This window comes from Streptomyces sp. NPDC002156, assembly GCF_053593675.1.
On record NZ_JBSFDA010000168.1, the window covers coordinates 1 to 22,243 of the forward strand.

19 protein-coding genes are annotated in these 22,243 nt (G+C 70.0%); 14 read left to right on the forward strand and 5 right to left on the reverse strand.

Annotation, left to right across the window (positions count from 1 at the left end; all coding sequences use genetic code 11):
• The first annotated feature begins 295 nt into the window (after positions 1 to 295).
• From ACWCRB_RS40580 to ACWCRB_RS40590, 3 genes are all read left to right on the forward strand, one after another.
• Positions 296 to 1,096: an MIP/aquaporin family protein gene (locus tag ACWCRB_RS40580; protein WP_451000857.1), complete on the forward strand. Its 801-nt coding sequence runs from the start codon at positions 296 to 298 to the stop codon at positions 1,094 to 1,096.
• 100 nt (positions 1,097 to 1,196) lie between these two features.
• The gene (gene glpK / locus ACWCRB_RS40585; RefSeq protein ID WP_451000858.1) at positions 1,197 to 2,765 is read left to right on the forward strand and encodes a glycerol kinase GlpK; all 1,569 of its coding nucleotides are present in this window, start codon (positions 1,197 to 1,199) and stop codon (positions 2,763 to 2,765) included.
• An 8-nt stretch (positions 2,766 to 2,773) separates the two neighbouring features.
• The gene (locus ACWCRB_RS40590) at positions 2,774 to 4,390 is read left to right on the forward strand and encodes an FAD-dependent oxidoreductase (RefSeq protein ID WP_451000859.1); all 1,617 of its coding nucleotides are present in this window, start codon (positions 2,774 to 2,776) and stop codon (positions 4,388 to 4,390) included.
• A gap of 105 nt (positions 4,391 to 4,495) precedes the next feature.
• Here ACWCRB_RS40590 and mtnK read toward each other — a convergent pair whose 3' ends face one another.
• The 4 genes from mtnK to ACWCRB_RS40610 form a co-directional block, all read right to left on the reverse strand.
• Entirely contained in the window at positions 4,496 to 5,665 is a 1,170-nt protein-coding gene (gene mtnK / locus ACWCRB_RS40595) for an S-methyl-5-thioribose kinase (protein WP_451000860.1), read from the reverse strand.
• Between the two features lie 11 nt (positions 5,666 to 5,676).
• Positions 5,677 to 6,720, reverse strand: a complete 1,044-nt coding sequence (locus ACWCRB_RS40600) for an ABC transporter permease (RefSeq protein WP_451000861.1) — start codon at positions 6,718 to 6,720, stop codon at positions 5,677 to 5,679.
• A gap of 220 nt (positions 6,721 to 6,940) precedes the next feature.
• The gene (locus tag ACWCRB_RS40605) at positions 6,941 to 8,479 is read right to left on the reverse strand and encodes a sugar ABC transporter ATP-binding protein (protein ID WP_451000862.1); all 1,539 of its coding nucleotides are present in this window, start codon (positions 8,477 to 8,479) and stop codon (positions 6,941 to 6,943) included.
• Positions 8,466 to 9,563: a substrate-binding domain-containing protein gene (locus ACWCRB_RS40610; protein ID WP_451000863.1), complete on the reverse strand. Its 1,098-nt coding sequence runs from the start codon at positions 9,561 to 9,563 to the stop codon at positions 8,466 to 8,468. The genes ACWCRB_RS40605 and ACWCRB_RS40610 overlap by 14 nt, the downstream gene beginning before the upstream one ends.
• Before the next feature lie 569 nt (positions 9,564 to 10,132).
• Between ACWCRB_RS40610 and ACWCRB_RS40615 the strand changes: the two genes are divergently transcribed.
• From ACWCRB_RS40615 to mtnB, 3 genes are read left to right on the forward strand one after another with little or no spacing between them, the layout of a single operon-like run.
• Complete coding sequence (locus tag ACWCRB_RS40615; protein WP_451000864.1) at positions 10,133 to 10,732, forward strand: 1,2-dihydroxy-3-keto-5-methylthiopentene dioxygenase; 600 nt, start codon at positions 10,133 to 10,135, stop codon at positions 10,730 to 10,732.
• Positions 10,729 to 11,484 carry an acireductone synthase gene (mtnC, locus tag ACWCRB_RS40620; protein WP_451000865.1) on the forward strand — a complete coding sequence of 252 codons (756 nt, stop codon included), beginning with the start codon at positions 10,729 to 10,731 and terminating at the stop codon, positions 11,482 to 11,484. Before ACWCRB_RS40615 ends, mtnC begins: the two co-directional genes overlap by 4 nt.
• A complete protein-coding gene (gene mtnB / locus ACWCRB_RS40625) occupies positions 11,481 to 12,101 on the forward strand; it encodes a methylthioribulose 1-phosphate dehydratase (protein WP_451000866.1) in 621 nt (206 codons plus the stop codon). Before mtnC ends, mtnB begins: the two co-directional genes overlap by 4 nt.
• Before the next feature lie 92 nt (positions 12,102 to 12,193).
• Here the strand turns inward: mtnB and mtnA are convergent, their stop codons facing one another.
• On the reverse strand, positions 12,194 to 13,234 hold the full coding sequence (mtnA, locus tag ACWCRB_RS40630; RefSeq protein ID WP_451000867.1) for an S-methyl-5-thioribose-1-phosphate isomerase: 1,041 nt from the start codon (positions 13,232 to 13,234) through the stop codon (positions 12,194 to 12,196).
• Positions 13,235 to 13,568: 334 nt separating this feature from the next.
• Between mtnA and ACWCRB_RS40635 the strand changes: the two genes are divergently transcribed.
• The 8 genes from ACWCRB_RS40635 to ACWCRB_RS40670 form a co-directional block, all read left to right on the forward strand.
• Entirely contained in the window at positions 13,569 to 14,618 is a 1,050-nt protein-coding gene (locus ACWCRB_RS40635; RefSeq protein WP_451000868.1) for a BMP family ABC transporter substrate-binding protein, read from the forward strand.
• Positions 14,599 to 16,146, forward strand: coding sequence for an ABC transporter ATP-binding protein (locus tag ACWCRB_RS40640; RefSeq protein ID WP_451000869.1), 1,548 nt, complete (start codon positions 14,599 to 14,601; stop codon positions 16,144 to 16,146). Before ACWCRB_RS40635 ends, ACWCRB_RS40640 begins: the two co-directional genes overlap by 20 nt.
• 1 nt (position 16,147) lies before the next feature.
• Entirely contained in the window at positions 16,148 to 17,251 is a 1,104-nt protein-coding gene (locus ACWCRB_RS40645; protein ID WP_451000870.1) for an ABC transporter permease, read from the forward strand.
• Complete coding sequence (locus tag ACWCRB_RS40650; RefSeq protein ID WP_451000871.1) at positions 17,251 to 18,141, forward strand: ABC transporter permease; 891 nt, start codon at positions 17,251 to 17,253, stop codon at positions 18,139 to 18,141. The genes ACWCRB_RS40645 and ACWCRB_RS40650 overlap by 1 nt, the downstream gene beginning before the upstream one ends.
• The gene (locus ACWCRB_RS40655; protein ID WP_451000872.1) at positions 18,138 to 18,914 is read left to right on the forward strand and encodes a nucleoside phosphorylase; all 777 of its coding nucleotides are present in this window, start codon (positions 18,138 to 18,140) and stop codon (positions 18,912 to 18,914) included. The genes ACWCRB_RS40650 and ACWCRB_RS40655 overlap by 4 nt, the downstream gene beginning before the upstream one ends.
• Positions 18,911 to 20,212: an amidohydrolase gene (locus tag ACWCRB_RS40660; protein ID WP_451000873.1), complete on the forward strand. Its 1,302-nt coding sequence runs from the start codon at positions 18,911 to 18,913 to the stop codon at positions 20,210 to 20,212. Before ACWCRB_RS40655 ends, ACWCRB_RS40660 begins: the two co-directional genes overlap by 4 nt.
• 158 nt (positions 20,213 to 20,370) lie before the next feature.
• Positions 20,371 to 21,042: a FadR/GntR family transcriptional regulator gene (locus ACWCRB_RS40665; protein ID WP_389357535.1), complete on the forward strand. Its 672-nt coding sequence runs from the start codon at positions 20,371 to 20,373 to the stop codon at positions 21,040 to 21,042.
• Between the two features lie 205 nt (positions 21,043 to 21,247).
• Positions 21,248 to 22,243 (forward strand): PAC2 family protein (locus tag ACWCRB_RS40670; RefSeq protein WP_451000874.1); only part of this gene is annotated, 996 nt, incomplete at its 3' end.

The following is a 22,243-nucleotide window of genomic DNA, read 5'->3' on the forward strand; positions in this document are numbered from 1 at the left end:
CAGCAGGCCTTCATCACCACTGTGAGGTGGGCGAATCGCGTGGAGCACCACGCGTCGAGTAGCGTTGCCGACCTGCGTCTCCCGTTACCCCTGGTCCCACCCGAAGATCGATAGCTCACAGCAATCAATAACGATCGTGTTTTCGATAACAGAGCTCTTGACGCGCCCGTAACCCCGGAGCAAGACTCCCGTCCATCGGTCGACATTGTCGAACACCGACCGGCAATAGGCGTTAGAGTGTGACAACGCCAAGGGCCGGCAGTTCCCCCCTGGACGAAGGACAAAGGAGTCGCGGGTGTCCAGCTCCGACATCTTCATCGGCGAGACCATCGGTACCGCCATACTCATTCTGCTCGGCGGCGGCGTCTGCGCCGCCGTCACGCTGAAGGCCTCCAAGGCCCGCAACGCCGGCTGGCTCGCCATCACCTTCGGGTGGGGTTTCGCCGTTCTGACGGCCGTCTACACCTCGGCGCCCCTCTCCGGCGCCCACCTCAACCCGGCCGTGACTCTCGCGCTCGCGCTCAAGAAGAACGGCATCGAGTGGAGCGACGTCCCGATCTACTGGGGCGGACAGCTGCTCGGCGCCATGATCGGTGCGGCCCTGGTCTGGGTCGCCTACTACGGTCAGTTCCACGCGCATCTCACCGACAGAGAGATCGTCGGCGGTCCGGGCGCGCAGGCCACCAAGGCCAAGGCCGTCGAGGCCCAGGAGCAGGGCGCCGGCCCGGTGCTGGGCATCTTCTCCACCGGTCCCGAGGTCCGGGTCGCGTGGCAGAACATCGCCACGGAGGTCATCGGCACCGTCGTACTGGTGCTCGCCGTCCTCACGCAGGGTCTCAACGGCGACGGCAAGGGTCTCGGCACCCTCGGCGCGCTGATCACCGCCCTCGTGGTCGTCTCCATCGGGCTCTCGCTCGGCGGCCCCACCGGCTACGCGATCAACCCGGCCCGTGACCTCGGTCCGCGCATCGTGCACGCCCTCCTGCCCCTGCCCAACAAGGGCGGCTCCGACTGGTCCTACGCCTGGATCCCGGTGGTCGGTCCGCTGATCGGCGGCGCCATCGCTGCGGGCATCTACAACGTCGCTTTTGCTTAGAGCAGCCAGCGCAGCCCTGAGCAGCTAGAGCAGTCTTGAGCGACAACGCCGTAAGCCAGCCCCTTACCGACGGAACCCACGGACCTTTCAGGAGCACACAGTGACCGACGCGCACACCGCCGCAACGCATTCCCACGGCGCAGGGCCGTTCATTGCCGCGATCGACCAGGGCACCACCTCCAGCCGCTGCATCGTCTTCGACCGCGACGGGCGCATCGTCTCCGTCGACCAGAAGGAGCACGAGCAGATCTTCCCGAAGCCGGGCTGGGTCGAGCACAACGCCAACGAGATCTGGACCAACGTCGAGGAGGTCGTCGCCGGAGCCATCTCCAAGGCCGGCATCACCCGCGACGACATCAAGGCCATCGGCATCACCAACCAGCGCGAGACGACGCTGCTGTGGGACAAGAACACCGGTGAGCCCGTCCACAACGCCATCGTCTGGCAGGACACCCGTACCGACGCGCTCTGCAAGGAGCTGGGCCGCAACGTCGGGCAGGATCGTTTCCGCCGTGAGACCGGTCTGCCGCTGGCCTCGTACTTCGCCGGCCCCAAGGCCCGCTGGCTGCTCGACAACGTCGAGGGCCTGCGCGAGCGTGCCGAGGCCGGGGACATCCTCTTCGGCACCATGGACAGCTGGGTCATCTGGAACCTGACGGGCGGTGTCAACGGCGGTCACCACGTCACCGACGTCACCAACGCCTCCCGCACCATGCTGATGAACCTGCACACCCTGGAGTGGGACCCGAAGATCGCCGAGTCCATCGGCGTGCCGCTGTCGATGCTCCCGGAGATCCGCTCCTCCGCCGAGGTCTACGGCGAGGTCACCGGCGGCAAGCTGGGCGACCTGCTCGGCGGCATCCCGGTCGCCTCGGCGCTCGGCGACCAGCAGGCGGCCCTGTTCGGCCAGACCTGTTTCGCCGAGGGCGAGGCAAAGTCGACGTACGGCACCGGCACGTTCATGCTGATGAACACCGGTGACAAGATCATCAACTCGTACTCCGGCCTGCTCACCACCGTCGGCTACCGCATCGGGAACGACGCCCCGGTCTACGCCCTGGAGGGCTCGATCGCGGTCACCGGTTCGCTGGTGCAGTGGATGCGCGACCAGATGGGCCTGATCTCCACCGCCGCCGAGATCGAGACGCTCGCGTCGTCGGTCGAGGACAACGGCGGCGCCTACTTCGTGCCGGCCTTCTCCGGCCTCTTCGCCCCGTACTGGCGCTCCGACGCCCGCGGTGTGATCGCCGGCCTGACCCGGTACGTCACCAAGGCGCACCTCGCGCGCGCCGTCCTGGAGGCCACCGCCTGGCAGACCCGTGAGATCACGGACGCCATGACCAAGGACTCCGGCGTCGAGCTGGCGGCCCTCAAGGTCGACGGCGGCATGACCTCCAACAACCTGCTGATGCAGACCCTCTCGGACTTCCTGGACGCCCCCGTGGTCCGTCCCATGGTCGCCGAGACGACCTGCCTCGGTGCCGCCTACGCCGCCGGTCTCGCCGTCGGCTTCTGGACCAGCACCGACGACCTGCGCGCCAACTGGCGCCGGGCCGCCGAGTGGACCCCCAACATGGACGCGGAGAAGCGCGACCGTGAGTACAAGAGCTGGCTCAAGGCCGTCGAGCGGTCCATGGGCTGGCTCGAAGACAGCTCTGTCGAGGAGTAAGAAACAACATGACCAGCCAGTCCACCCTGCAGTCCGTGCCTGCCCTCGGTAAGCACCCGGCCTCCGGCTCGAACCCGAGCCGCGCCGAGACCCGGGAGCAGCTTTCCAAGGCGACGTACGACCTTCTCGTGATCGGCGGTGGCATCCTCGGCATCTCGACTGCCTGGCATGCCGCGCAGTCCGGGCTGCGGGTGGCCCTGGTCGACGCCGGCGACTTCGCCGGCGCCACCTCCTCCGCCTCCTCCAAGCTGCTCCACGGCGGTCTGCGCTATCTGCAGACCGGCGCGGTGAAGCTGGTGGCGGAGAACCACTTCGAGCGCCGAGCGGTGTCCCGTCAGGTGGCCCCCCACCTGGCCAATCCGCTCACGTTCTACCTCCCCGTCTACAAGGGCGGGCCGCACGGCGCGGCGAAGCTCGGGGCGGGCGTCTTCGCCTACTCCATGCTGTCGGCGTTCGGTGACGGCGTCGGGCACCTGCTGTCTCCGGCCAAGGCCGCGCAGGACGTGCCCGAGCTGCGCACCGAGAACCTCAAGGCCGTGGCCGTGTACGGCGACGGCCAGATGAACGACGCGCGCATGGCGCTGATGACGGTGCGGGCGGCCGTCGAGGCGGGCGCGGTCGTCCTCAACCACGCCGAGGTGTCCGGGCTGCGCTTCACCAAGGGCCGGGTCACCGGCGCCGATCTGCGCGACCGGCTCTCCGGTGACGAGTTCGGCGTCAACGCCCGGCTCGTGCTCAACGCGACCGGCCCCTGGGTCGACCACCTGCGCAGGATGGAGAACCCGGACGCGGCGCCGTCCATACGACTGTCGAAGGGCGCGCACCTGGTCCTGAAGCGGACATCTCCGTGGAAGGCCGCGCTGGCCACACCGATCGACAAGTACCGCATCACGTTCGCCCTCCCCTGGGAGGACATGCTCCTTCTCGGTACGACCGACGAGGAGTTCGAGGGCGACCCGGCGGACGTCGCGGTCACCGAGAAGGACACGGCGCAGATCCTCGACGAGGCCGCGTTCTCCGTACGCGACCAGCAGCTGTCCCGTGACCTGATCACGTACTCCTTCGCGGGCCTGCGGGTGCTGCCGGGTGGCCCCGGCGACACGGCGAAGGCCAAGCGGGAGACGGTCGTCACCGAGGGCAGGGGCGGGATGCTGTCCGTCTCGGGCGGCAAGTGGACGACGTTCCGGCACATCGGCCGTACGGTCATGCAGAAGCTGGAGACGCTGCCGGGCGCTCCGCTGGGTGACGCGTTCGAGCCGATCTCGGAGCTGCCGAAGCGGATGCCGCTGCCTGGGGTCGCGAACCCGCGTGCGGTTGCTCATCGGCTGCTGGTGGACGGGCCTGCGCCTGGTCCGCGGATGGCTGCGGACACGGCGCGGCATCTTGCCACGCACTATGGGTCGTTGGCGTTCGACATCGCTCGTCTTGCCAATGAGAACCCTGAGTTGGGTGAGCGGGTGCATGCGGATGCGCCGGAGATCTGGGCTCAGGTTGTTTATGCGCGGGACAACGAGTGGGCGGAGACGGCTGACGACGTGCTGCGCCGTCGGACTACCTTGACGATTCGGGGGCTTGCGACGGACGACGTCCGTGCGAAGGTTCAGGATCTGCTTGACAAGAAGTAGGCGGTACGGCGTGACAGGGGCGGCTCCTCTTTGAGGGAGCCGCCCCTGTTGCGTTGTGTTTTGCCTGCGGGTGCGTGGGGGCTGGTCGCGCAGTTCCCCGCGCCCCTAAATGCCCTCCACCACCGCTCTTACATCGTTCAGGTTGGTCAACTCATCGCGGCGGACGATTAGTTCGCGTCCGACAAGTAGCGCGCGGCGGGATGCCTCCACCGGGTCCGGCAGCGTCGTCAGGTCGGTCAGGTGGGCGAAGCCGATGATTCTGCGGATGATTTCTGTGCCTGCGTAGCCCACTGACTCTGTCCAGATCCTGCGTAGGAAGCGGTCCAGGTAGGCGTCGTCGAAGAACTTGTCGACCCTCGTGGGCCACAGGCGGCGGAACTCCGTCTCGAACGCCGCCCAGGACAGGGCGAGTTGGTCGGCGTGGTCGCTCAGGGAGCCCAGGGCCCGTGCCCGCTCCTCCGAGACCAATGCGTTGGCCCAGTACAGGCCGAGGTCGTAGCCGATCGGGCCTACGAAGGAGAACTCGGGGTCGAAGACCCGTACCACCGGGGTGCCTTCGCGTTCGCCGACCATGACGCTGCCTGTGTGGAGGTCGCCGTGGAGGAGGGCCTGGGCGCTCGTCATGAAGGTGTGGCGGAGGTCGGCTACTTCGGTGCGGAGGGTCGTGTCCGCGCGGAACTCCCTTGCCAGGTCGTCCAAGTCCTCGTGCCAGTGGTTGTGTTCGTGCTCGATGTACGGCTCGGAGAGGACCACGTCCTCGGTGATCTTGCACAGTTCCGGGCTCACCGAGGCCGCCAGCAGTGCCTTGCGGTCCGCTGACTTCATGCCGAAGTCGCTTGTCGCGAACGTCAGTTGGGCTACGAACTCGCCGATGCGGGCGGAGGTGTGCGGGCCGTACGACGCGCCCTCGTTGAGGAGGGTGCGCAGGACCTCCAGGTCCGACATGTCCTCCATGACGAGGGCGTAGTTCTCGGGGTCGTAGCCGTGGATCGCGGGGATCTTGTCGGGGGCGACCTTCGCGACCTGTTCGTACGCCCTTGCCTCGGCGTCGGCTCGCTCCGGGCTCATCGGCCAGGACGGGCCCGCCACCCGGACCCAGGGCAGGGCCTGCTTGACGGCCAGGCTGCGGGTGCCGTCGGCGGACCTCGCCAGGAAGACGCGGTTCATGTTGCCGTCGGAGACCTCACGGACCTGGATGTCCGCCGGGTCGGGCCAGTGGCCGCGCTCGTTCAGGTACGCGGGGATGTCGGCCGGCTCCAGGATGCGGTAGCCCATCGTGAACTTCCTTATGCGGTGCGGCGCTTGGACAGGGTGAAGCTGAAGATCAGGGCGAGGATCAGGACGGCGCCCTCGACCACGTCCTGCGTGTAGTACGGCAGGCCCTTGATGGTCAGGCCCGTGGTGATGATGCCGATCAGAACCGCGCCCAGGGCGGTGCCCCACACGTTCGGGCGGCCCCGGCCGAGGACGGACGTGCCGACCAGGGCTACGGCCACCGCTTCGAGGAGTTGCGAGGTGCCCGCGGACACATCGCCCTGGCCGATGCGTGCCGCCAGGATCAGGCCGCCGATCGAGGCCAGGACGCCGGAGAGGACGTACGCCAGGGCCCGGTACGCGCCCACGCGGATGCCCGCCAGGCGGGAGGCCTCGGGGTTGGCGCCGATCGCGTACAACACGCGGCCCCAGCGGGTGCGGGCCAGGAAGACCCAGGCGATGACGGTGAGGGCGCCGAAGATCACCACGGAGATGGGGATGCCGAGGATCGCGCCCCGGTCGATGCGCAGGAAGCCCTCGGTGAACCTGCCGGGGGCCGTCGTACCGTCGGACTGGGTCATGCCCGGGGTGATGGACTGGCCGTCTACCAGGATGAGTTTGGTGCCCTGGATGACGAACATGGTGCCCAGCGTGGCCAGCATGTCGGGGATCTTGAGGACCACGATGAGCAGGGCGTTGAGGAGGCCGGCCAGGGCGCCCGCCACGATCACCGCGATGATCGCGACGACTCCGACCTGGTTGTACGTGACCATCGTCTTCGCCGCGACGGTCACGCCGAGGCCGGCCACCGCCCCGACGGACATGTCCATCCCGCCGACGGCCATGGTGAGCGTGACCCCGAGCCCGAGGATCGCGGCCACGGACACGTACCGGAGGGTGTCGAGAAGGGTCGCGGAGTCACGGAACGACGGCTCGCTCAGCGCGAAGTACGTGAAGAGCGTGACGGTGACGAAGATGAACCCGTACTTGATGACCGCGTTCTGAATGCGGGGGCCTGCGGCAGCGAGCGTGGACGGGGTCGCCGTCTTCGCGGGAGCGCTCTGGGTGGTGGTCATGGGGTGCTGCTTCCTGGGGTGGCGTGCGGTGGAGCCGGCGTGAGCTGGGCAGCGGGTGGGGGGTGGTGGAGTGACGTTGCCTGGCGGGCGGGCGCTGTCCGGCGGGTCGGCTCTGCTCGACGGCTGCGGAGTCGCGCCCCTTCAGGGGCGCGGGGAACTGCGCGACCAGCCCCCACCGAGCCGCGGCCGAACAACCACCCATCCCCCGGAGCGCCCCTCATCAGACCGACGCCGAGATCGTCTGGATGACTCGGTCCCGCTCTGCGTCCTCGCCATACGCGTCAAGGTGAATCTCACCAGCAGCGAGAACGACGACCCGGTCGGCAACCTCCAGGACCTCGTCCACATCGGCCGACAGAACCAGAACTGCAGCCCCCTCCGCCGCCAGCGCACGCGCCCTGCGCCCGATGTCCCGCCGCGCACCGATGTCCACGCCTCGGAACGGCTCGTCCAGGATGAGGACACGGGGCCGTTCGGCGAGCCAGCGGCCGACGACGACCTTCTGCTGGTTGCCGCCGGAGAGTTCCTCGACGGTGGAGTGCTCGTCCCGGGCTACGACACCCAGCGCCTCGATCGTGTCGCGGCCGAGGGCGTCCTCCTTCGCGCGGTTCACCAGCCCGGCCGTGGACAGGGACTTGAGGAACGGGAGGGAGATGTTCTGGGCCAGGGACCAGCCGGGGACCAGGGCGTCCGCGTGCCGGTCCTCGGGGACCAGGTGGATTCCGGCCCGGATCGCGTCGGCGGGGCGGCGCGGCTCGTACGCCTTGCCGTCCAGTTCCACAGCTCCGCTGGTGAAGGGTTCGGCGCCGAAGAGGCCTCGGGCCAGCTCCGTCTTGCCCGCGCCCAACAGGCCGACGACTCCGGTGACTTCGCCCGCTCGCAGGTCCAGGTCCTGGGGTGTACGTCCGTCCAGGAGCCGTACGCCGCGCAGGGAGAGCAGGATCTCGCCCCGCTCCCCCGCTGGCTGCGGCCGTGCGGTGGTCGCCTCCTGGGCCTGGGCGAGCATGGCGCGCAGGGCGCTGTCCCAGTCGAAGGGCTTGACCTGGTCCTCGGTGAGACGGCCGTCTCGCAGGACGACCAGTCGGTCCGCCAGCGCGTCGATCTCGCCGAGGCGGTGGGAGACGTACAGGACCGCGATGCCGTCGTCGCGCATCCTCTCGACCAGCGCGAAGAGGCGTTCCGCCTCGGCGGCCGAGAGTGCCGACGTCGGCTCGTCGAGGATGAGGAGCCTCGGGCGGGTCGCCAGGGCGCGGGCCAGGATCAGCAACTGGCGGTCGGAGATGCCGAGTTCGGTGACGTCCCGCTTGAGCAGGGCGTCGCTCCAGCCGAGGTCCAGGGCCGACTGGATCTCGCGGGCGCGGGCCAGCACGCGGCGCCCGTTGAGGAACGGGTTGCCGCGTGCCTGGGCCAGCTCCTCGAAGACCAGGTTCTCGGCGACCGTGAGCCCTGGCACGATGCCCTCGCCGATCCGCTGGTGCACCGTCTGGATGCCCAACTGCCGGGCGGCCAGCGGGGATTGGAGGGCGGCCGGGGAACCGTTCACCGTCACCTCGCCGCCGTGGTCCGTGTGGACGCCGGACAGGATCTTGATGAGCGTGGACTTGCCGGCCCCGTTCGCGCCGAGCAGCGCGACGACGCTGCCCGGTGCGATGTCCAGCGAGACGGACTCCAGGACCGTCTTGCCGCCGAAGGCCATGCTGACGTCCCGCAGACTCACTGCTGCGGGCGAGGCCCCAACGGACGCCTCAGTGGGCGACATTGGCGATCCAGTCCGCCGTGCTGACCTGGGAGAGGTTCAGCGCGGGCAGGGCGGTGCGCAGCTGGTCCATGTTCTGGATGTTCTTGCTCTTCAGGAAGTCCTGGGTGATGGCGACGGCCGGGAACTCGACCGAGGTCTTGTTCAGCTGACCGGCCAGCTCCAGGGCCGTCGTACGGACGACCGCGGCGCCGACGGCGGACGGGTCGGTGCCCGCCGTGGCGACCCACGGGCTGTCCGCGGCGGTCATGTTCTGGATGTCGGCGTTGGAGACGTCCGCGCCGAACACCTTCACCTTTTCCTGGAGCTTCTTGTTCTGCACGGCGAGGACGGTGCCCTTGGCCAGCTCGTCGTAGGGGGCGAAGATGCCCGTCACGTCCGAGTGCTGGGTGAGAGCGGCGGAGACCAGGGGAACGTTGTCAGTGGCCGTGGAGTCGGTGACCTTGCCGACCTTGAAGGCCTGCTTCCAGCCGTTGGCGTCGACCGTCGACTTCCAGACACTGTCGCGCTTGTCGAGGGCCGCGTAGCCGGCGACGTTGACGTAGCCGACCTTGGCGTCCTTGCCGAGTTCCTTGCCCATCACGTCGAGGACGGCCTGCGCCATGCTCGCGTCGTCCTGCTTGGTGCTGACGACGCCCTCGGTGGCCGTCTCGACGTCGTAGACGACGACCTTGATGCCCTTCTTGACGGCCTTGTCGATCTCCGGCTGGATCGTCGAGGGGAAGCCGTGGTCGACGATGATCGCCTGCGCGCCGGAGTTGATCGCCGAGGACAGGTCGGTGGCCTGCTTGGCGTTGTCGGCCTGGGCGTCGTACACCGTCAGGTCGATGCCGAGGGCCTTGGCCTGCGCCTTCGCGCCGTTGCCCCACTGCTCGAAGTAGTCGCCGGCGCCGCTCTGGCGGACCAGCGCGACCTTGACCGTGCCCTTGCTGAAGGGCGCGGGCTTCGTGCCGGTGGCGGCGGACGCGGAGGCGGAGGTGTCGCCGGTGTCCTCGGAGGCATTCGTCGACTGCGAGCAGCCCGCGAGGAACAGCGCCGAGACGGAGGCCAGCGAGAGCGCGGCGAGAGGCAGACGGGTGCGGGACATGCGGAACTCCAGGGGCAAGGGCAGTACGGGAGGGATCGAGCGGAAGGTGGCGATGACCGAAAGGCGATGGCCGGGAAGCGAGGGCGCGGGAGTGTCCGGCCCCGAGCGCGAGGGGGCCGCGTGGGGCGGAGTTCGCGCCACGGCCGAGGGCGTCTCGGGTACTCCGGGTCAGGTCAGCGACAGCGGGCTGTGGTCGACCGGAGCAAGTCCACGTACAGCCGCCGCACGAGCAGCAGCGTCTTCATAGGGAGATCATGAGAACGTTTCCAGCCATTCGTCAAAGCCTTGGACACTGGATCTCAGCATGTGGAACGCCGGATTCGTCACACTCTGCCGACCCGTCGTCGGGAGTTACCATCACGGGACCGGCACCCGACCCGGGACAGTGAGGCTTCCGATGATGACGACACCCTGCGCGGCAGCGGTACGACGCTGTACCGGCGCGCCGTGTCGCGGCTGTCGCGACTGACGACCGGCCCGGTCGCCCTCCTGCTCTCCGGTCCCGCCTCCCCCGCCTTCGTTCTCGTTTGCGTTCCACTCCCCCCTTCCAGCCACCTGGAGTTGCTCCCATGACCCTGCTGACGACCTGGCCCGAGTCCGGCCCGGAGACCGTCGTGCGCCGTACGTCCGACCCGGCCGAGATCGCCGCCGCGCTGGCCCCGATCGGTGTGCGTTACGAGCAGTGGCCGATCCGCGAGGACGTTCCCGCGGACGCCGACAGCGACACCGTGTTCGCCTCGTACGGCCCGGAGATCGACAAGCTGAACGCCGAGGAGGGCTTCACGACGGTCGACGTCCTCGGTCTGCACCCCAGCGACGACCCCGGGTTCCCGGCGAAGGCGAAGGCCGCGCGCGAGAAGTTCCTCCAGGAGCACACGCACGACGACGATGACGAGGTCCGCTTCTTCGTCTCCGGGTCCGGCATCTTCTATCTGCACGTGAACGGCGAGGTCCACGCCGTGTTCTGCGAGAAGGGCGACCTGCTGGGCGTGCCGCGCAGCACCACGCACTGGTTCGACATGGGCACCAGCCCCGCCTTCACCGCGATCCGCTTCTTCCACGAGGAGGACGGCTGGATCGGCAGCTTCACCGGCTCGACCATCGCCTCGCAGTTCCCGGACTACGACACGATCGCGGCGGGCTACGAGGCAGACAAGGCCGCCGCGTGACGTTGCGCTGCGCCGTGGACGACATAGACGCCGTGGTGCTCGACATCGAGGGCACCACGAGCGCCACGGGCTTCGTCGTCGACGTGCTGTATCCGTACTCGCGCTCTCGTTTCGGAGCACTGCTCTCGGAGCGGAGCGGTGATCCGGAGGTGGCGCGTGCGGTCGCGCAGGTGCGCGAGCTGATCGGCGACCCGGACGCCGACGCCGTACTCGTAGAGAAGACCCTCAACACCTGGCTCGACGAGGACCGCAAGGCCACCCCGCTGAAGACTCTCCAGGGCGTCATCTGGTCCGAGGGCTTCGCACGCGGCGACCTCGTCTCGCACTTCTACGACGACGTTCTCCCTGCTCTGCGCACCTGGCACGCGGCGGGACTTCGGCTGTACGTCTACTCCTCCGGGTCGGTCGCCGCGCAACGCGCGTGGTTCACCAACAGCCCGGAGGGCGACCTCACCTCGCTGGTCTCCGGTTTCTACGACACCGAGAACGCGGGGCCCAAGCAGGAGCCGGAGTCGTACCGCCGTATCGCGGAGGCCACCGGCACCACCGACCCGAGCCATCTCCTCTTCCTCTCCGACCGGCCGGGCGAGCTGGACGCGGCGCTCGCCGCCGGATGGCGGGCCGTCGGGATCCGGCGGCCCGGGGAACCGTACTTCGAGCAGGGCGTCGGCGACCACGCCGAGGCGGGGGCGTTCGACGAGATCAGCATCACCAGCACTACCAGTAACGCCAGTTCAAGGAGCACCACGTGACCGCCGACATCAGCACGCTCGACCTCGAGGAGGCGGGAGCGGTGCTCGCCGCCGAGTCCGCCCGCTTCGCCTCCTTCGGCTGGATGCGGGGCACCTCAGGGAACCTGTCCGTGGTGCTGTCCCGCGACCCGCTGCTCCTCGCGGTCACCGCGAGCGGCCACGACAAGGGTGAACTGACGCCCTCCGACGTGGTGTTGGTCGACGCACAGGGCGCGGCGGTGAACGGCGGCAAGCCGTCCGCCGAGGCCGAGCTGCACGCCCGGGTCGCCGCGCTGACCGGCGCCGGTGCGGTGGTGCACGTGCACACCGTGGCGTCCGTGGCGATGGGCCGACGTGAGCCGGGCGGCATCGTGTTCAAGGACGTCGAGATGCTCAAGGGCGTCGGCCAGCCCGCGCACGACGTCGAGGTGACCCTGCCGGTCATCACCAACAGCCAGGACATGAAGGTGCTCGGGGACCGCCTGGAGGCGGCTCGTGACCCTCGGATGCCGGCCGTGGTGGTCGCGGGGCACGGGCTGTACGTATGGGGGGACAACCCCCGTCAGGCCCGGCACCACACCGAAGTCGTGGAGTGGCTGCTGGAGTTGGAACTCAGCGCTCCACGGGACGGACGGTAGTCACACCACGGGCCGGTGGGGGCTGGTCGCGCCCCGCGGCGGAGCCGCTGATCGATACAGCCCCGCGCCCCTCAGGGGCGCGGGGCTACTCGCTACTTCAAGAGGTCGCCCGGGAGTTCACCGGCCGAGACCTCCAACACGCCCCGCTCGGTGACCAGTCCCGTCACCAGCCGTCCCGGTGTCACGTCGAACGCCGGGTTGTGGCCGCGTGACTCGGCGGGAGCCGTCCGCACCCCCGCCCACTCCAACACCTCGTTCTCGCCCCGGAGTTCGATGTGGATGTCGTCGCCGGTGGCCGTCGCCAGGTCGACCGTGGTCGTCGGCGCCGCCACCAGGAACGGGATTCCGGCGTCGGCGCAGGCCAGTGCGACCCCGACCGTGCCGACCTTGTTGGCGGTGTCGCCGTTGGCCGCGATCCGGTCGGCGCCGACGATCGCCGCGTCGACCTCGCCGCGCAGGATGGTGCCGGCCGCGGCCCCGTCCGCCTGGACGTAGTGCGGGATGCCCTCCTGGACCAGTTCCCACGCGGTCAGGCGCGAGCCCTGGAGCAGCGGGCGCGTCTCGTCGGCGTACACGACCTCCAGCCGGCCGCGTGCGTGCAGTTCGCGGATGACGCCAAGTGCCGTGCCCCATCCGGCCGTTGCGAGTGCGCCGGTGTTGCAGTGGGTGAGGATGCGCAGCGGGCGGTCGCCGACGCTCGCGGCGAGACGCTTGAGGAGCCAGTCGGCGCCGTGCGCGCCCATCGCCCGGTTGCCCTCGACGTCCTCGCGCTGGACGGCGGCGGCCTCGTCGAGCACCGCCTCCAGGCCCTCCTCGAAGCGGGTCATGACCCGGTCCACGCACACCATGAGGTTGACGGCGGTCGGCCGCGCCTCGCGGATCCGCGCCACGGCCGCCCGTACCTGCTCCTCGGTCCAGCCCTCGCGCTCGCCCTCGATCAGCGCCAGCGCGACCCCGTACGCGCCCGCCGCGCCGATCGCGGGGGCGCCGCGTACGACGAGCCGCTGGATCGCGTCCACCAGGGTGTCCACATCGCGGACGTCCATGATCTCGTTGCGGTGCGGGAGCAGGGTCTGGTCGATGAGCGCGAGGCTGTTTCCGGTCCAGCCGACGGCGCGCAGTTCCTGGGACATGGCGGGACGCTCCTGAAGTTCCGATCGGTGCGCGACACCGTACATGACCTCGAAGAACCTAGGAGAACCACAGTTCGAGACGGCTGGGCGGGTGGCCGATTTCCGGTGTTAGAGTCCAGCACCCGCACCCGTAAGGCCCATGTGAAGGAGGACACGTGCTGCTCACCATGCGCCGTTTCCTCGACCACGGCCGGTGCGCGAGCGACGGCTGTCGACGCTGACCCGTCCCCCCTCGGCGTCCCCTGTCCCCTTCGCTCCGCTCCTCCCCGACTCGCCCCTCCCGTGCTCAGCGCAGAGCGCGGGCTGTGCTGTACGTCCCTCCGGAAGGTCCCCGATGCCTCGCAGATCCCGTCGTTCGCTCCCGCTCGTCGCCATGACCGCGCTGCTCGTCGCCGGTGCCACCGCCTGCAACGCCGCCGCGAAGGACGACGCGTCCTCCGACAGCAGTGCGGGCGCCAAGTCGTTCACGCTCGTCACGCCGGACGCCGTCGGGCAGAACGAGTTCCTGAAGCTGGCCGTGACCGGTGTCAAGGCCGCCGCGAAGGCGCACAACGGGACCGAGAAGGTGTTCGAGTCCACGGACACCGCCTCCCAGCAGCAGAACGTGCAGGCGGCCATCGACGCGGCGCCGGACGTCGTCGTGCTGGTCGGCTTCGAGTTCGCGGACCTGGTCGCGCAGCAGGCCGAGGCGCACCCCAAGCAGAAGTTCCTGATGATCGACGCGTGCACGACGAAGGCGTTCGACAACGTCAGCTGCGGTGTCTTCCGTGAGCACGAGGGCGTCTTCCTCGCGGGCGCCGAGGCGGGGCTGCTGACCAAGAGCGGCAAGGTCGGCGCGGTGGACGTGCTGGACACGCCCGTCTTCCGCCGCTTCAGCGACCCGTTCGCGGCCGGCGCCCAGCACGTCGCGCCGAAGACCAAGACCGGTACGCGCTTCGTCGGCGGCCAGTCCCCGTTCGACGACTCGGCGCGCGCCAAGGAGCAGGCGAACGATCTGCTGTCCGACGGCTACGACCAGCTGATGGCGGCTGCCGCGGCCGGCAACTACGGCGTGTTCGAGGCGGCCAAGGCGAAGGGCGCGTTCGCGTACGGCGTCGACGTCAACCAGTGCCCCTCGGCGCCCGGGACGGTCGTCGACAATGTGATCAAGCGCACGGACGTCGCCGTGGAGAAGGGTATCGAGCAGGTCCTCGCCGGTCAGACGAGCACGACCACCTCGTACGGCCTGAAGGAGGGCGGCATCAGCCTCACGGGCCTGGAGGACGGTGTGGCCGACTCCCAGTGCGTGATCGCAAAGCACCCCGACGTCCTGAAGAAGGTCGAGGCGCTGCGCGACCAGATCGTGTCCGGAGAGCTGACGGTCGATGACCCCGCCGCCAACTGACGTACGGGAGACGGCGGTCGAGCTGCGGGGAATCACCAAGCGGTTCCCCGGCACGCTCGCCAACGACGCCGTCGACCTGACCGTCCGGCGCGGCGAGATCCACGCCCTGATGGGCGAGAACGGCGCCGGCAAGTCGACGCTCATGTCGGTCCTGTACGGGATGGAGCGCCCGGACGCCGGTTCGGTGCACGTCGACGGGCGCGAGGTTTCCTTCTCCGACCCCGGCGACGCGATGGCCGCCGGGCTCGGCATGGTCCACCAGAGCTTCAAGCTGTTCGACTCGCTGACGGTCGCCGAGAACGTGGTGTACGCCGCCGAGCCACGCCGTTTCGGCCTGGTGGACCGGGCCGCGGCCCGGCGCCGGGTGCGTGAGCTGGCCGAGGAGCACGGGCTCGCGGTCGATCCGGACGCCCGGGTCGGCGAACTGCCCGTGGGGCTGCGTCAACGCGTGGAGATCCTCAAGCTGCTGCACCGCGGCGCCCGGACGCTCATCCTCGACGAGCCGACCGCCGTCCTCACCCCGGCCGAGGCGGACGCCCTGTTCGCGGTCCTCAAGTCCCTTGCCGCACAAGGCCGTACGGTCATCCTGGTCACGCACAAGCTGCGCGAGGTCCTCGAAGGCAGCGACAACGTCACGGTGTTGCGGGACGGCAAGGTCGTCGCCCGCCTGGTCACCGCGGACACGACCGCCGACGAGATCGCCGCCGCGATGACCGGCCGCGCCGTGGAACTCGACCGCGTCCACGCTTCCGGTACGCCGGGAGACGTGGTCCTGGACGTCACCGGCTTCGCCACGGACGGCGTACGGGATGTCCAACTCGCCGTCCGCGCAGGGGAGATCGTCGGAATCGCGGGGGTCGCGGGCAACGGCCAGAGCGAGCTGGTGGAGGCACTGGCCGGACTCCGACCGGTGACCGCCGGGCGGGTCACGCTGCTCGGCGACGACATCACGCACGCCGGCGCGACCGAACGCCGAGCCAAGGGCCTCGCGTACGTCCCGGAGGACCGCCACGCCGTCGGTACGGCGCCCACCGCGTCGGTCGCGGACAACCTCGCGATGGGCCACCACCGTACGTCGCTGTCCTCACGCGGACTGCTTCCACCGGCGGCCGTACGGGGCCACGCGCGGCGCCTGATCGAGCGCTTCGGCATCAAGGCGTCCTCGCCGGAGGTGGCCGCGTCCTCGCTGTCCGGCGGCAACCTGCAGAAGCTGCTCATCGGACGCGAACTCGCCCACGACGCCCCGCTGTTGCTCGTCGAGCAGCCCACGCGCGGGGTCGACATCGGCGCCGTCCAGAACATCCACGACCAGCTGATCGCCTACCGCGACGCCGGCCACGCAGTCCTGCTCGTCTCGGCCGAGCTGAGCGAGATCCGGGGGCTCGCGGACCGGGTCCTGGTGATGTACGAGGGCCGCGTGACGGCGTCGTACGACAAGGCCGACGCGGACGAACGGACGCTGGGCCTCGCGATGGCCGGCGGCGCCGATCACTCGGCCCCGGTGGCCGCGGTGGAGGTCGGAGACTGACATGGAACAAGCACCCCGAATATCGCCGACAACCCGTATAGCGAGAGCACTTCGCTCCCCCGTCGCCTTCTCGGTGCTCGCCGGGGTCGTCATCGGCGCCCTGTTCCTCGTCGGGACGGGCGCCGATCCGGTCGCCGCGTACGGCGCGGTACTCAGCGGTTCGCTGGGCGCCGACGGCATCGGGTCGACGCTCACGACCCTGACGAGCGTGCTGGGTCTGGCGCTCGCGCTGGCAGTGCCGCTGCGCGCCGGGCTCATCAACCTGGGCGGGGACGGGCAGTTGGTGCTCGGCGGGATGGCGGCGGCCGTGACGGGACTGTACTCACCGCTGCCCGCACCGCTCACCGTTGTCCTCGCGCTGCTCGCGGGCATGGCCGCCGGTGCCGGGTACGCGGCCCTGGCCGCCCTGTGCGAGAACCGCTTCGGCGTACCGCTGCTGGTGAGCAGTCTGCTGCTCAGCTATCCGGCGGCGTCCTTCGCCTCCTACCTGGCCCGCTACCCGCTCAAGGAACCCGGCTCCAGCCTCCCCCAGACCCGGCAGCTGCCGGACGGGGTCGCGCTGGCCACGTTCGGTTCGTCGACCGTGACGGTCGGGCTGCTGCTGGTCGTCGTGGCCGCCGCCGCATACTGGTTCACCGACCGGCACACCGCGGTCGGCTACGAGATGCGGATGACGGGCCTCAACTCCCGTTTCTCCGCGTACGCGGGCGTCGAGCGCAAGGGCCTGACGCTACGGCTGATGGCGGTGTCGGGCTCCCTCGCCGGACTCGTGGGCGCCATAGGCGTGTTGAGCTTCCCGTACCGCTTCCTCGACGGCTCGCTCACCGCACCCGGCTACACCTGGACGGGCCTGACGGCAGCCCTGCTGGCCGCCGCCGCACCCGTCGGCACGGTCCTCGCGTCCTTCTTCTTCGCCATGCTGCAAGTGGGCGGCCTGTCGATGGAGCGGACCACCGAGGTACCGCGCGAACTGACCCAGGTGCTCCAGGCGATCGTGATCGTGTTCCTGGCGGCCCGACTGCGCTTCCCGCGCCTGTCCCGGAAACGCGGCGGCAAGCCGACCGACAAACCCGTACAGCAGAGCCCGCAAGGGGAGTTGGTCTGATGTTCTTCGACTCCGATCTCCTCATGTCGGCGCTCCGCGCGCTGACGCCCATCCTGCTGGCCGCGCTCGGCGGGGCCATCTGCGAACGGGCGGGCGTCTTCAACATCGGCCTCGAAGGCATGATGCTGATGGGCTGCTTCACGGCCGTGGCCACGAGCTGGTTCACCGGCAGCCCCTGGCTCGGCGTCCTGGCGGCGGCCCTCGCCTCCGCCGCGTACTCCCTCATCCTTGCGGTGGGCGCGGTGACTCTGCGCGGGGATGCGGTTGTTCTGGGAATCGCCCTGAATCTCCTGGCAGTTGGCCTGACCAGCTTCCTCCTCCGTACGGTCTTCGGTGTGCAGGGCACCTTTGACGATCCGTCACTGGCCGGGCTGCCGTTGGTCGGTGGCTTCTCGCCGCTCGCGTATCTGGCGTGGGCGGCGGTCGGCGTGGCCGCGCTGATGCTGTCCCGGCATGTGTGGGGGCTCAGGCTGCGCGGGGTCGGCGAGGCACCGGACGCTGCGGCCACGCTCGGCGTGAGCCCGGTCAAGTACCAGTACGCGGCCGTGCTCGTCTCCGGTGTCCTGTGCGGGCTCGCGGGGGCCCAACTCGCCCTCGGCAACGTCACGTTGTTCTCCGAGAACATGACGGCGGGGCGCGGCTGGATCGCCGTCGTCGCGGTCATGCTCGGCCGTGCGCTGCCGCTCGGTGTGCTGCTCGCGGCACTGCTGTTCGGCCTCGCGGAGGCGGCCGGCTTCCGGCTCCAGGGCCTCGGTCTGCCGCAGCAGGCGACCGACGCGGCGCCGTACGTCGTCACGCTCGGCGCCCTGTTCCTGACGACGGCCCGCCGCCGTCGCCGTACGCCTGCCACGTCCCCCTCCACCGCCACTTCTCCCGGAGCCGTTTCATGACGCAGGACCTGTTGCCCGTCACCCGAATACCCCGCACGGGGCTGCCGCCGCGCGCGCTGGTCGTCGGCGACCCGCAGCGCGCCGCTCTCGTCGGCGCCAAGCTGGAGGGCGCGCAGGAGGTGTCGTACCACCGCGAATACCGTGTGTTCAGCGGGAGTTGGAAGGGCGTGCCGGTGCTGGTCGCCTCGCACGGGGTGGGCGGCCCGGGGGCGATCCTGCTGTTCCAGGAGCTGGCGGACGCCGGTGTGCGGACCTTCCTGCGGTTCGGTACGGCCGGGGCGATGCGGCCGGGGATCGGCGACGGCGATCTCGTCATCGCCGAGGCGGCCGTACGGGACGACGGTGTCACCCAGCAGTTGCTGCCCCCGGAGTACCCGGCGGTGGCCTCCCCCGAGGCTGTGCTCGCGCTCCAGCGGGCGGCGCGCGAGGCGGGCGCCCCGCATCACCGGGGCATCGTGTGGACACGGGCCGCCTTCCAGCCCGGTCTCCTCCCCCTCTTCTCCTACGAGGGCGCCGGACTCGCCGCCATCGAGATGGAGTTGAGCGCACTCCTGGTGACCGCCTCGCTGCGGGGACTGGTCGCGGGCGGAGTGGTCGTCATCGACGGGGCGAACGCCGACGAACTCGTCGACGAGACCGTCACCGGCGGCTACAACCCGCACCGGGAGATCGTGGCGGAGGGCGTCGAACGTGGCGCGGTGGTGTCGCTGGAGGCGCTGCGCCTGCTGGCGGAGGACGAGGCCGAGAACGAGGACAAGGAGCCCCTCGCATGAGCAAGCCGATCGACCTTCTCGTCCACGGCGGCGATGTCCTCACCGTGGACGAGGCCGGAACCGTCGTACAGGACGGGGCCGTCGCCGTCCGCGACGGCGAGATAGTCGCCGTAGGCCCGGCCGAGGAGCTGACAACTCGGTTCACAGCCGACGAGTCCCTTGACGCCTCGAACTGCCTGGTCCTCCCCGGCCTCGTCAACACGCACACCCACCTCGCCATGACGTTCCTGCGCGGCCGGGCCGACGACGTCACCCTCCAGGGCTTTCTGGAGCGCGTGCTGAAGTGGGAGGCCCAGCTGCTCTCGCCGAAGAACGTGGCGGCGGCCGTCCGGGTCGCGGTCGCCGAGAGCGTGCGCGCCGGGGTGACCTCGGCGCTCGACATGTACTGGTTCCACGAGGCGGCCGAGCAGGCGGCCCGCGAGGCGGGCTGGCGACTGCACACCGGCCCCACCTTCATGGACGTCCCGCAGCCGCCCGACGGCATCGCCTACGAGGACCGGCTGGCCTGGGCCCGCCAGGACCTGGAGGCACGCGGCACACCGCGCCCGGGCAACCGCCCGATCCTCTTCGCCCACTCCACCTACACCCTCGCCCCCGACCAGCTGGTCGAAATCGCCGCCCTGGCAAGGGAGTTCGGCGCGCTGCTGCACATCCACGCCGCCGAGAACGCGACCGAGGTCGCCACGGTCGAGGTGAAGTACGGCAAGCGCCCGGTGGAGCTGCTCGACTCGCTCGGGCTGCTCGGCCCCGACCTGCTGCTGGCCCACGCCGTGGACCTGACGGGCCCGGAGATCGCGGCGCTGGCCCGCACCGGCACGTCGGTCGCCCACTGTCCGGTCTCGAACCTGAAGCTCGGCTGCGGTATCGCACCCGTGCCCCGGCTGCTCAGCGCGGGCGTCACGGTCGGCCTCGGCACCGACGGGGCCGTCAGCTCGAACACCCTGGACGTGCTCGGCGCGGTCCGGCAGGCGGCCCTCGTCCACAAGGCCGACGGCGACCCCACGGCCGTCGGCGCCGAACAGGCCGTACGCATGGCGACCGTCGAGGGCGCGAAGGCGCTGGGCCTGGGCGACCGGCTGGGCTCCCTGGAGGCCGGTAAGCGGGCCGACCTGATCGTGCTCGACCTGAACGCCCCGCATCTGCGGCCCCGGCACGACCCCTGGTCGACGCTCGCGTACGCGGCGCACTCGGCGGACGTCCGGGACACCGTCGTGGACGGCAGGGTGCTGATGCGGAACCGGACGCTGACCACGCTCGACGAGGCCGCCGCCCTCGCCGACCTGGAAGCACTGGCCTGACACCCGACCCGGCAGCCCGCAGGTACGGTTCCGGCCACTATCGGGGGACCCTCGTACGGGCTGACATCGCATTTTGTGTCCCGTTCAGCCCACTGAACCCCCATAATGGCCTGAGACATCGGATGTCTGAAAAGGTCTGAACGGCAGGGAGGCCCGCCATGGCAGTCACCGACGAGGCGATCGAGAAGATCAAGGGAATGATCGTCTCCGGGTCGCTGCGCCCCGGCGACCGACTGCCCAAGGAGAGCGAGCTGGCCGCCGAACTCGGCCTGTCCCGCAACTCCCTGCGGGAGGCGGTGCGCGCCCTGTCGCTCATCCGGATCCTGGACGTGCGGCAGGGCGACGGCACCTATGTGACCAGCCTCGATCCCCAACTCCTCCTCGAAGCACTGAGCTTCGTCGTCGACTTCCACCGCGACGACACGGTCCTGGAGTTCCTGGCCGTGCGCCGCATCCTGGAACCGGCCGCGACCGCGATGGCGGCGCAGCGCATCAGCGAGCAGCAACTCGACGCGCTCTCCGCCCAGCTGGACCGGCTGGGCGGTGCCCCGTCGGTGGAGGAACTGGTCGCCGCCGACCTGGAGTTCCACCGGGGAATCGTGCAGAGTTCCGGCAACTCGGTGCTCTGTTCCCTCCTCGACGGTCTGTCCGGGCCCACCACCAGGGCCCGGATCTGGCGCGGGCTGACCCAGGAGGACGCGGTCAGCCGCACCCTGCACGAGCACCGGGCGATCCTGGGCGCCCTGCGCGACCGGGACGCGGAGGCGGCGCGTTCGTGGGCGACGGTGCACATCGCGAGCGTCGAGCAGTGGCTGAGGTCGACCCTTTAGAGGGACCTCCGGGCGTACCTCTGAACGCACCCCGAACGCTCGGATGAATGTGAGGGGTGGTGCAGGGTGGCTCAGGGGTGGTGTTTCCGGGCGTCCATCGGGGCAGTGATCCGTTCACTCCCCCGTGCAAGGGGGCTGCGGGCGCCCCCGCCACACGCCGTAAGGTTGGGTGGTCAAACGAGGGCACGTCGGAAGGAGGCGCTGGGTGATCGAGCTGGAGGGGGTTCCCGAGCTGATCGACCCAGTCATGGTGGCCGCGTTCGAGGGTTGGAACGACGCCGGCGACGCCGCTTCCAGTGCGGTCGCGCATCTGGACCGGGAGTGGAAGGGCGAGGTGTTCGCGGCGCTCGACGCCGAGGACTACTACGACTTCCAGGTCAACCGCCCCACCGTGTGGCTGGACGCCGGCGTGCGCAAGATCACCTGGCCGACGACCAGGCTGTCGGTGGTCAGGGTGGGCGGCGACAAGCCCCGCGACCTCGTGCTGGTCCGGGGCATCGAGCCGTCGATGCGCTGGCGCTCGTTCTGCAACGAGCTGCTGGGCTTCGCGCACGAGCTGGGTGTGGAGCTGGTGGTGATCCTGGGCGCGCTGCTCGGCGACACCCCGCACACGCGTCCGGTTCCGGTCAGCGGGGTCACGTCCGACGCGGATCTGGCCCAGCGGATGGATCTGGAGGAGACCAAGTACGAGGGCCCCACGGGCATCGTCGGCATCCTCCAGGAGGCGTGCACGCACGCGGGCGTACCGGCAGTGTCGCTGTGGGCGGCGGTCCCGCACTACGTCTCGCAGCCGCCCAACCCGAAGGCGACGCTGGCCCTCCTGAACCGCCTGGAGGACCTGATCGACGTCCGCATCCCGCTGGGCGAGCTGCCCGAGGACGCGCGCGCCTGGCAGGTGGGCGTGGACCAGCTGGCCGCCGAGGACAGCGAGGTCGCGGAGTACGTGCAGACGCTGGAGGAGGCCCGGGACACCGCCGAGCTGCCCGAGGCGACGGGCGAGGCGATCGCACGCGAGTTCGAACGCTATCTGCGCCGCCGTGACGGCACCGGCCCCGGCCCGGCCCCCGGCGGCCACGCCACGGCGGACGGCACCGACAGCGCGTCGTACCGAGGCGCCCGAGGGGCGGACGAACGAGGCCAGGTCGGCGAACGGTTCTTCCAGCGGATCGACGAGCGGGGAGTGCGAGGCGCGCGGCGCCAC

Bases quoted from the DNA above. Each gene is read 5' to 3' on its own strand.
- ACWCRB_RS40590 (WP_451000859.1), top strand. From the start codon at position 2,774: ATGACCAGCCAGTCCACCCTGCAGTCCGTGCCTGCCCTCGGTAAGCAC.
- mtnK (WP_451000860.1), bottom strand. From the start codon at position 5,665: ATGGGCTACCGCATCCTGGAGCCGGCCGACATCCCCGCGTACCTGAAC.
- ACWCRB_RS40600 (WP_451000861.1), bottom strand. From the start codon at position 6,720: ATGACCACCACCCAGAGCGCTCCCGCGAAGACGGCGACCCCGTCCACG.
- ACWCRB_RS40605 (WP_451000862.1), bottom strand. From the start codon at position 8,479: ATGTCGCCCACTGAGGCGTCCGTTGGGGCCTCGCCCGCAGCAGTGAGT.
- ACWCRB_RS40610 (WP_451000863.1), bottom strand. From the start codon at position 9,563: ATGTCCCGCACCCGTCTGCCTCTCGCCGCGCTCTCGCTGGCCTCCGTC.
- ACWCRB_RS40615 (WP_451000864.1), top strand. From the start codon at position 10,133: ATGACCCTGCTGACGACCTGGCCCGAGTCCGGCCCGGAGACCGTCGTG.
- mtnA (WP_451000867.1), bottom strand. From the start codon at position 13,234: ATGTCCCAGGAACTGCGCGCCGTCGGCTGGACCGGAAACAGCCTCGCG.
- ACWCRB_RS40635 (WP_451000868.1), top strand. From the start codon at position 13,569: ATGCCTCGCAGATCCCGTCGTTCGCTCCCGCTCGTCGCCATGACCGCG.
- ACWCRB_RS40640 (WP_451000869.1), top strand. From the start codon at position 14,599: ATGACCCCGCCGCCAACTGACGTACGGGAGACGGCGGTCGAGCTGCGG.
- ACWCRB_RS40645 (WP_451000870.1), top strand. From the start codon at position 16,148: ATGGAACAAGCACCCCGAATATCGCCGACAACCCGTATAGCGAGAGCA.
- ACWCRB_RS40650 (WP_451000871.1), top strand. From the start codon at position 17,251: ATGTTCTTCGACTCCGATCTCCTCATGTCGGCGCTCCGCGCGCTGACG.
- ACWCRB_RS40655 (WP_451000872.1), top strand. From the start codon at position 18,138: ATGACGCAGGACCTGTTGCCCGTCACCCGAATACCCCGCACGGGGCTG.
- ACWCRB_RS40660 (WP_451000873.1), top strand. From the start codon at position 18,911: ATGAGCAAGCCGATCGACCTTCTCGTCCACGGCGGCGATGTCCTCACC.
- ACWCRB_RS40665 (WP_389357535.1), top strand. From the start codon at position 20,371: ATGGCAGTCACCGACGAGGCGATCGAGAAGATCAAGGGAATGATCGTC.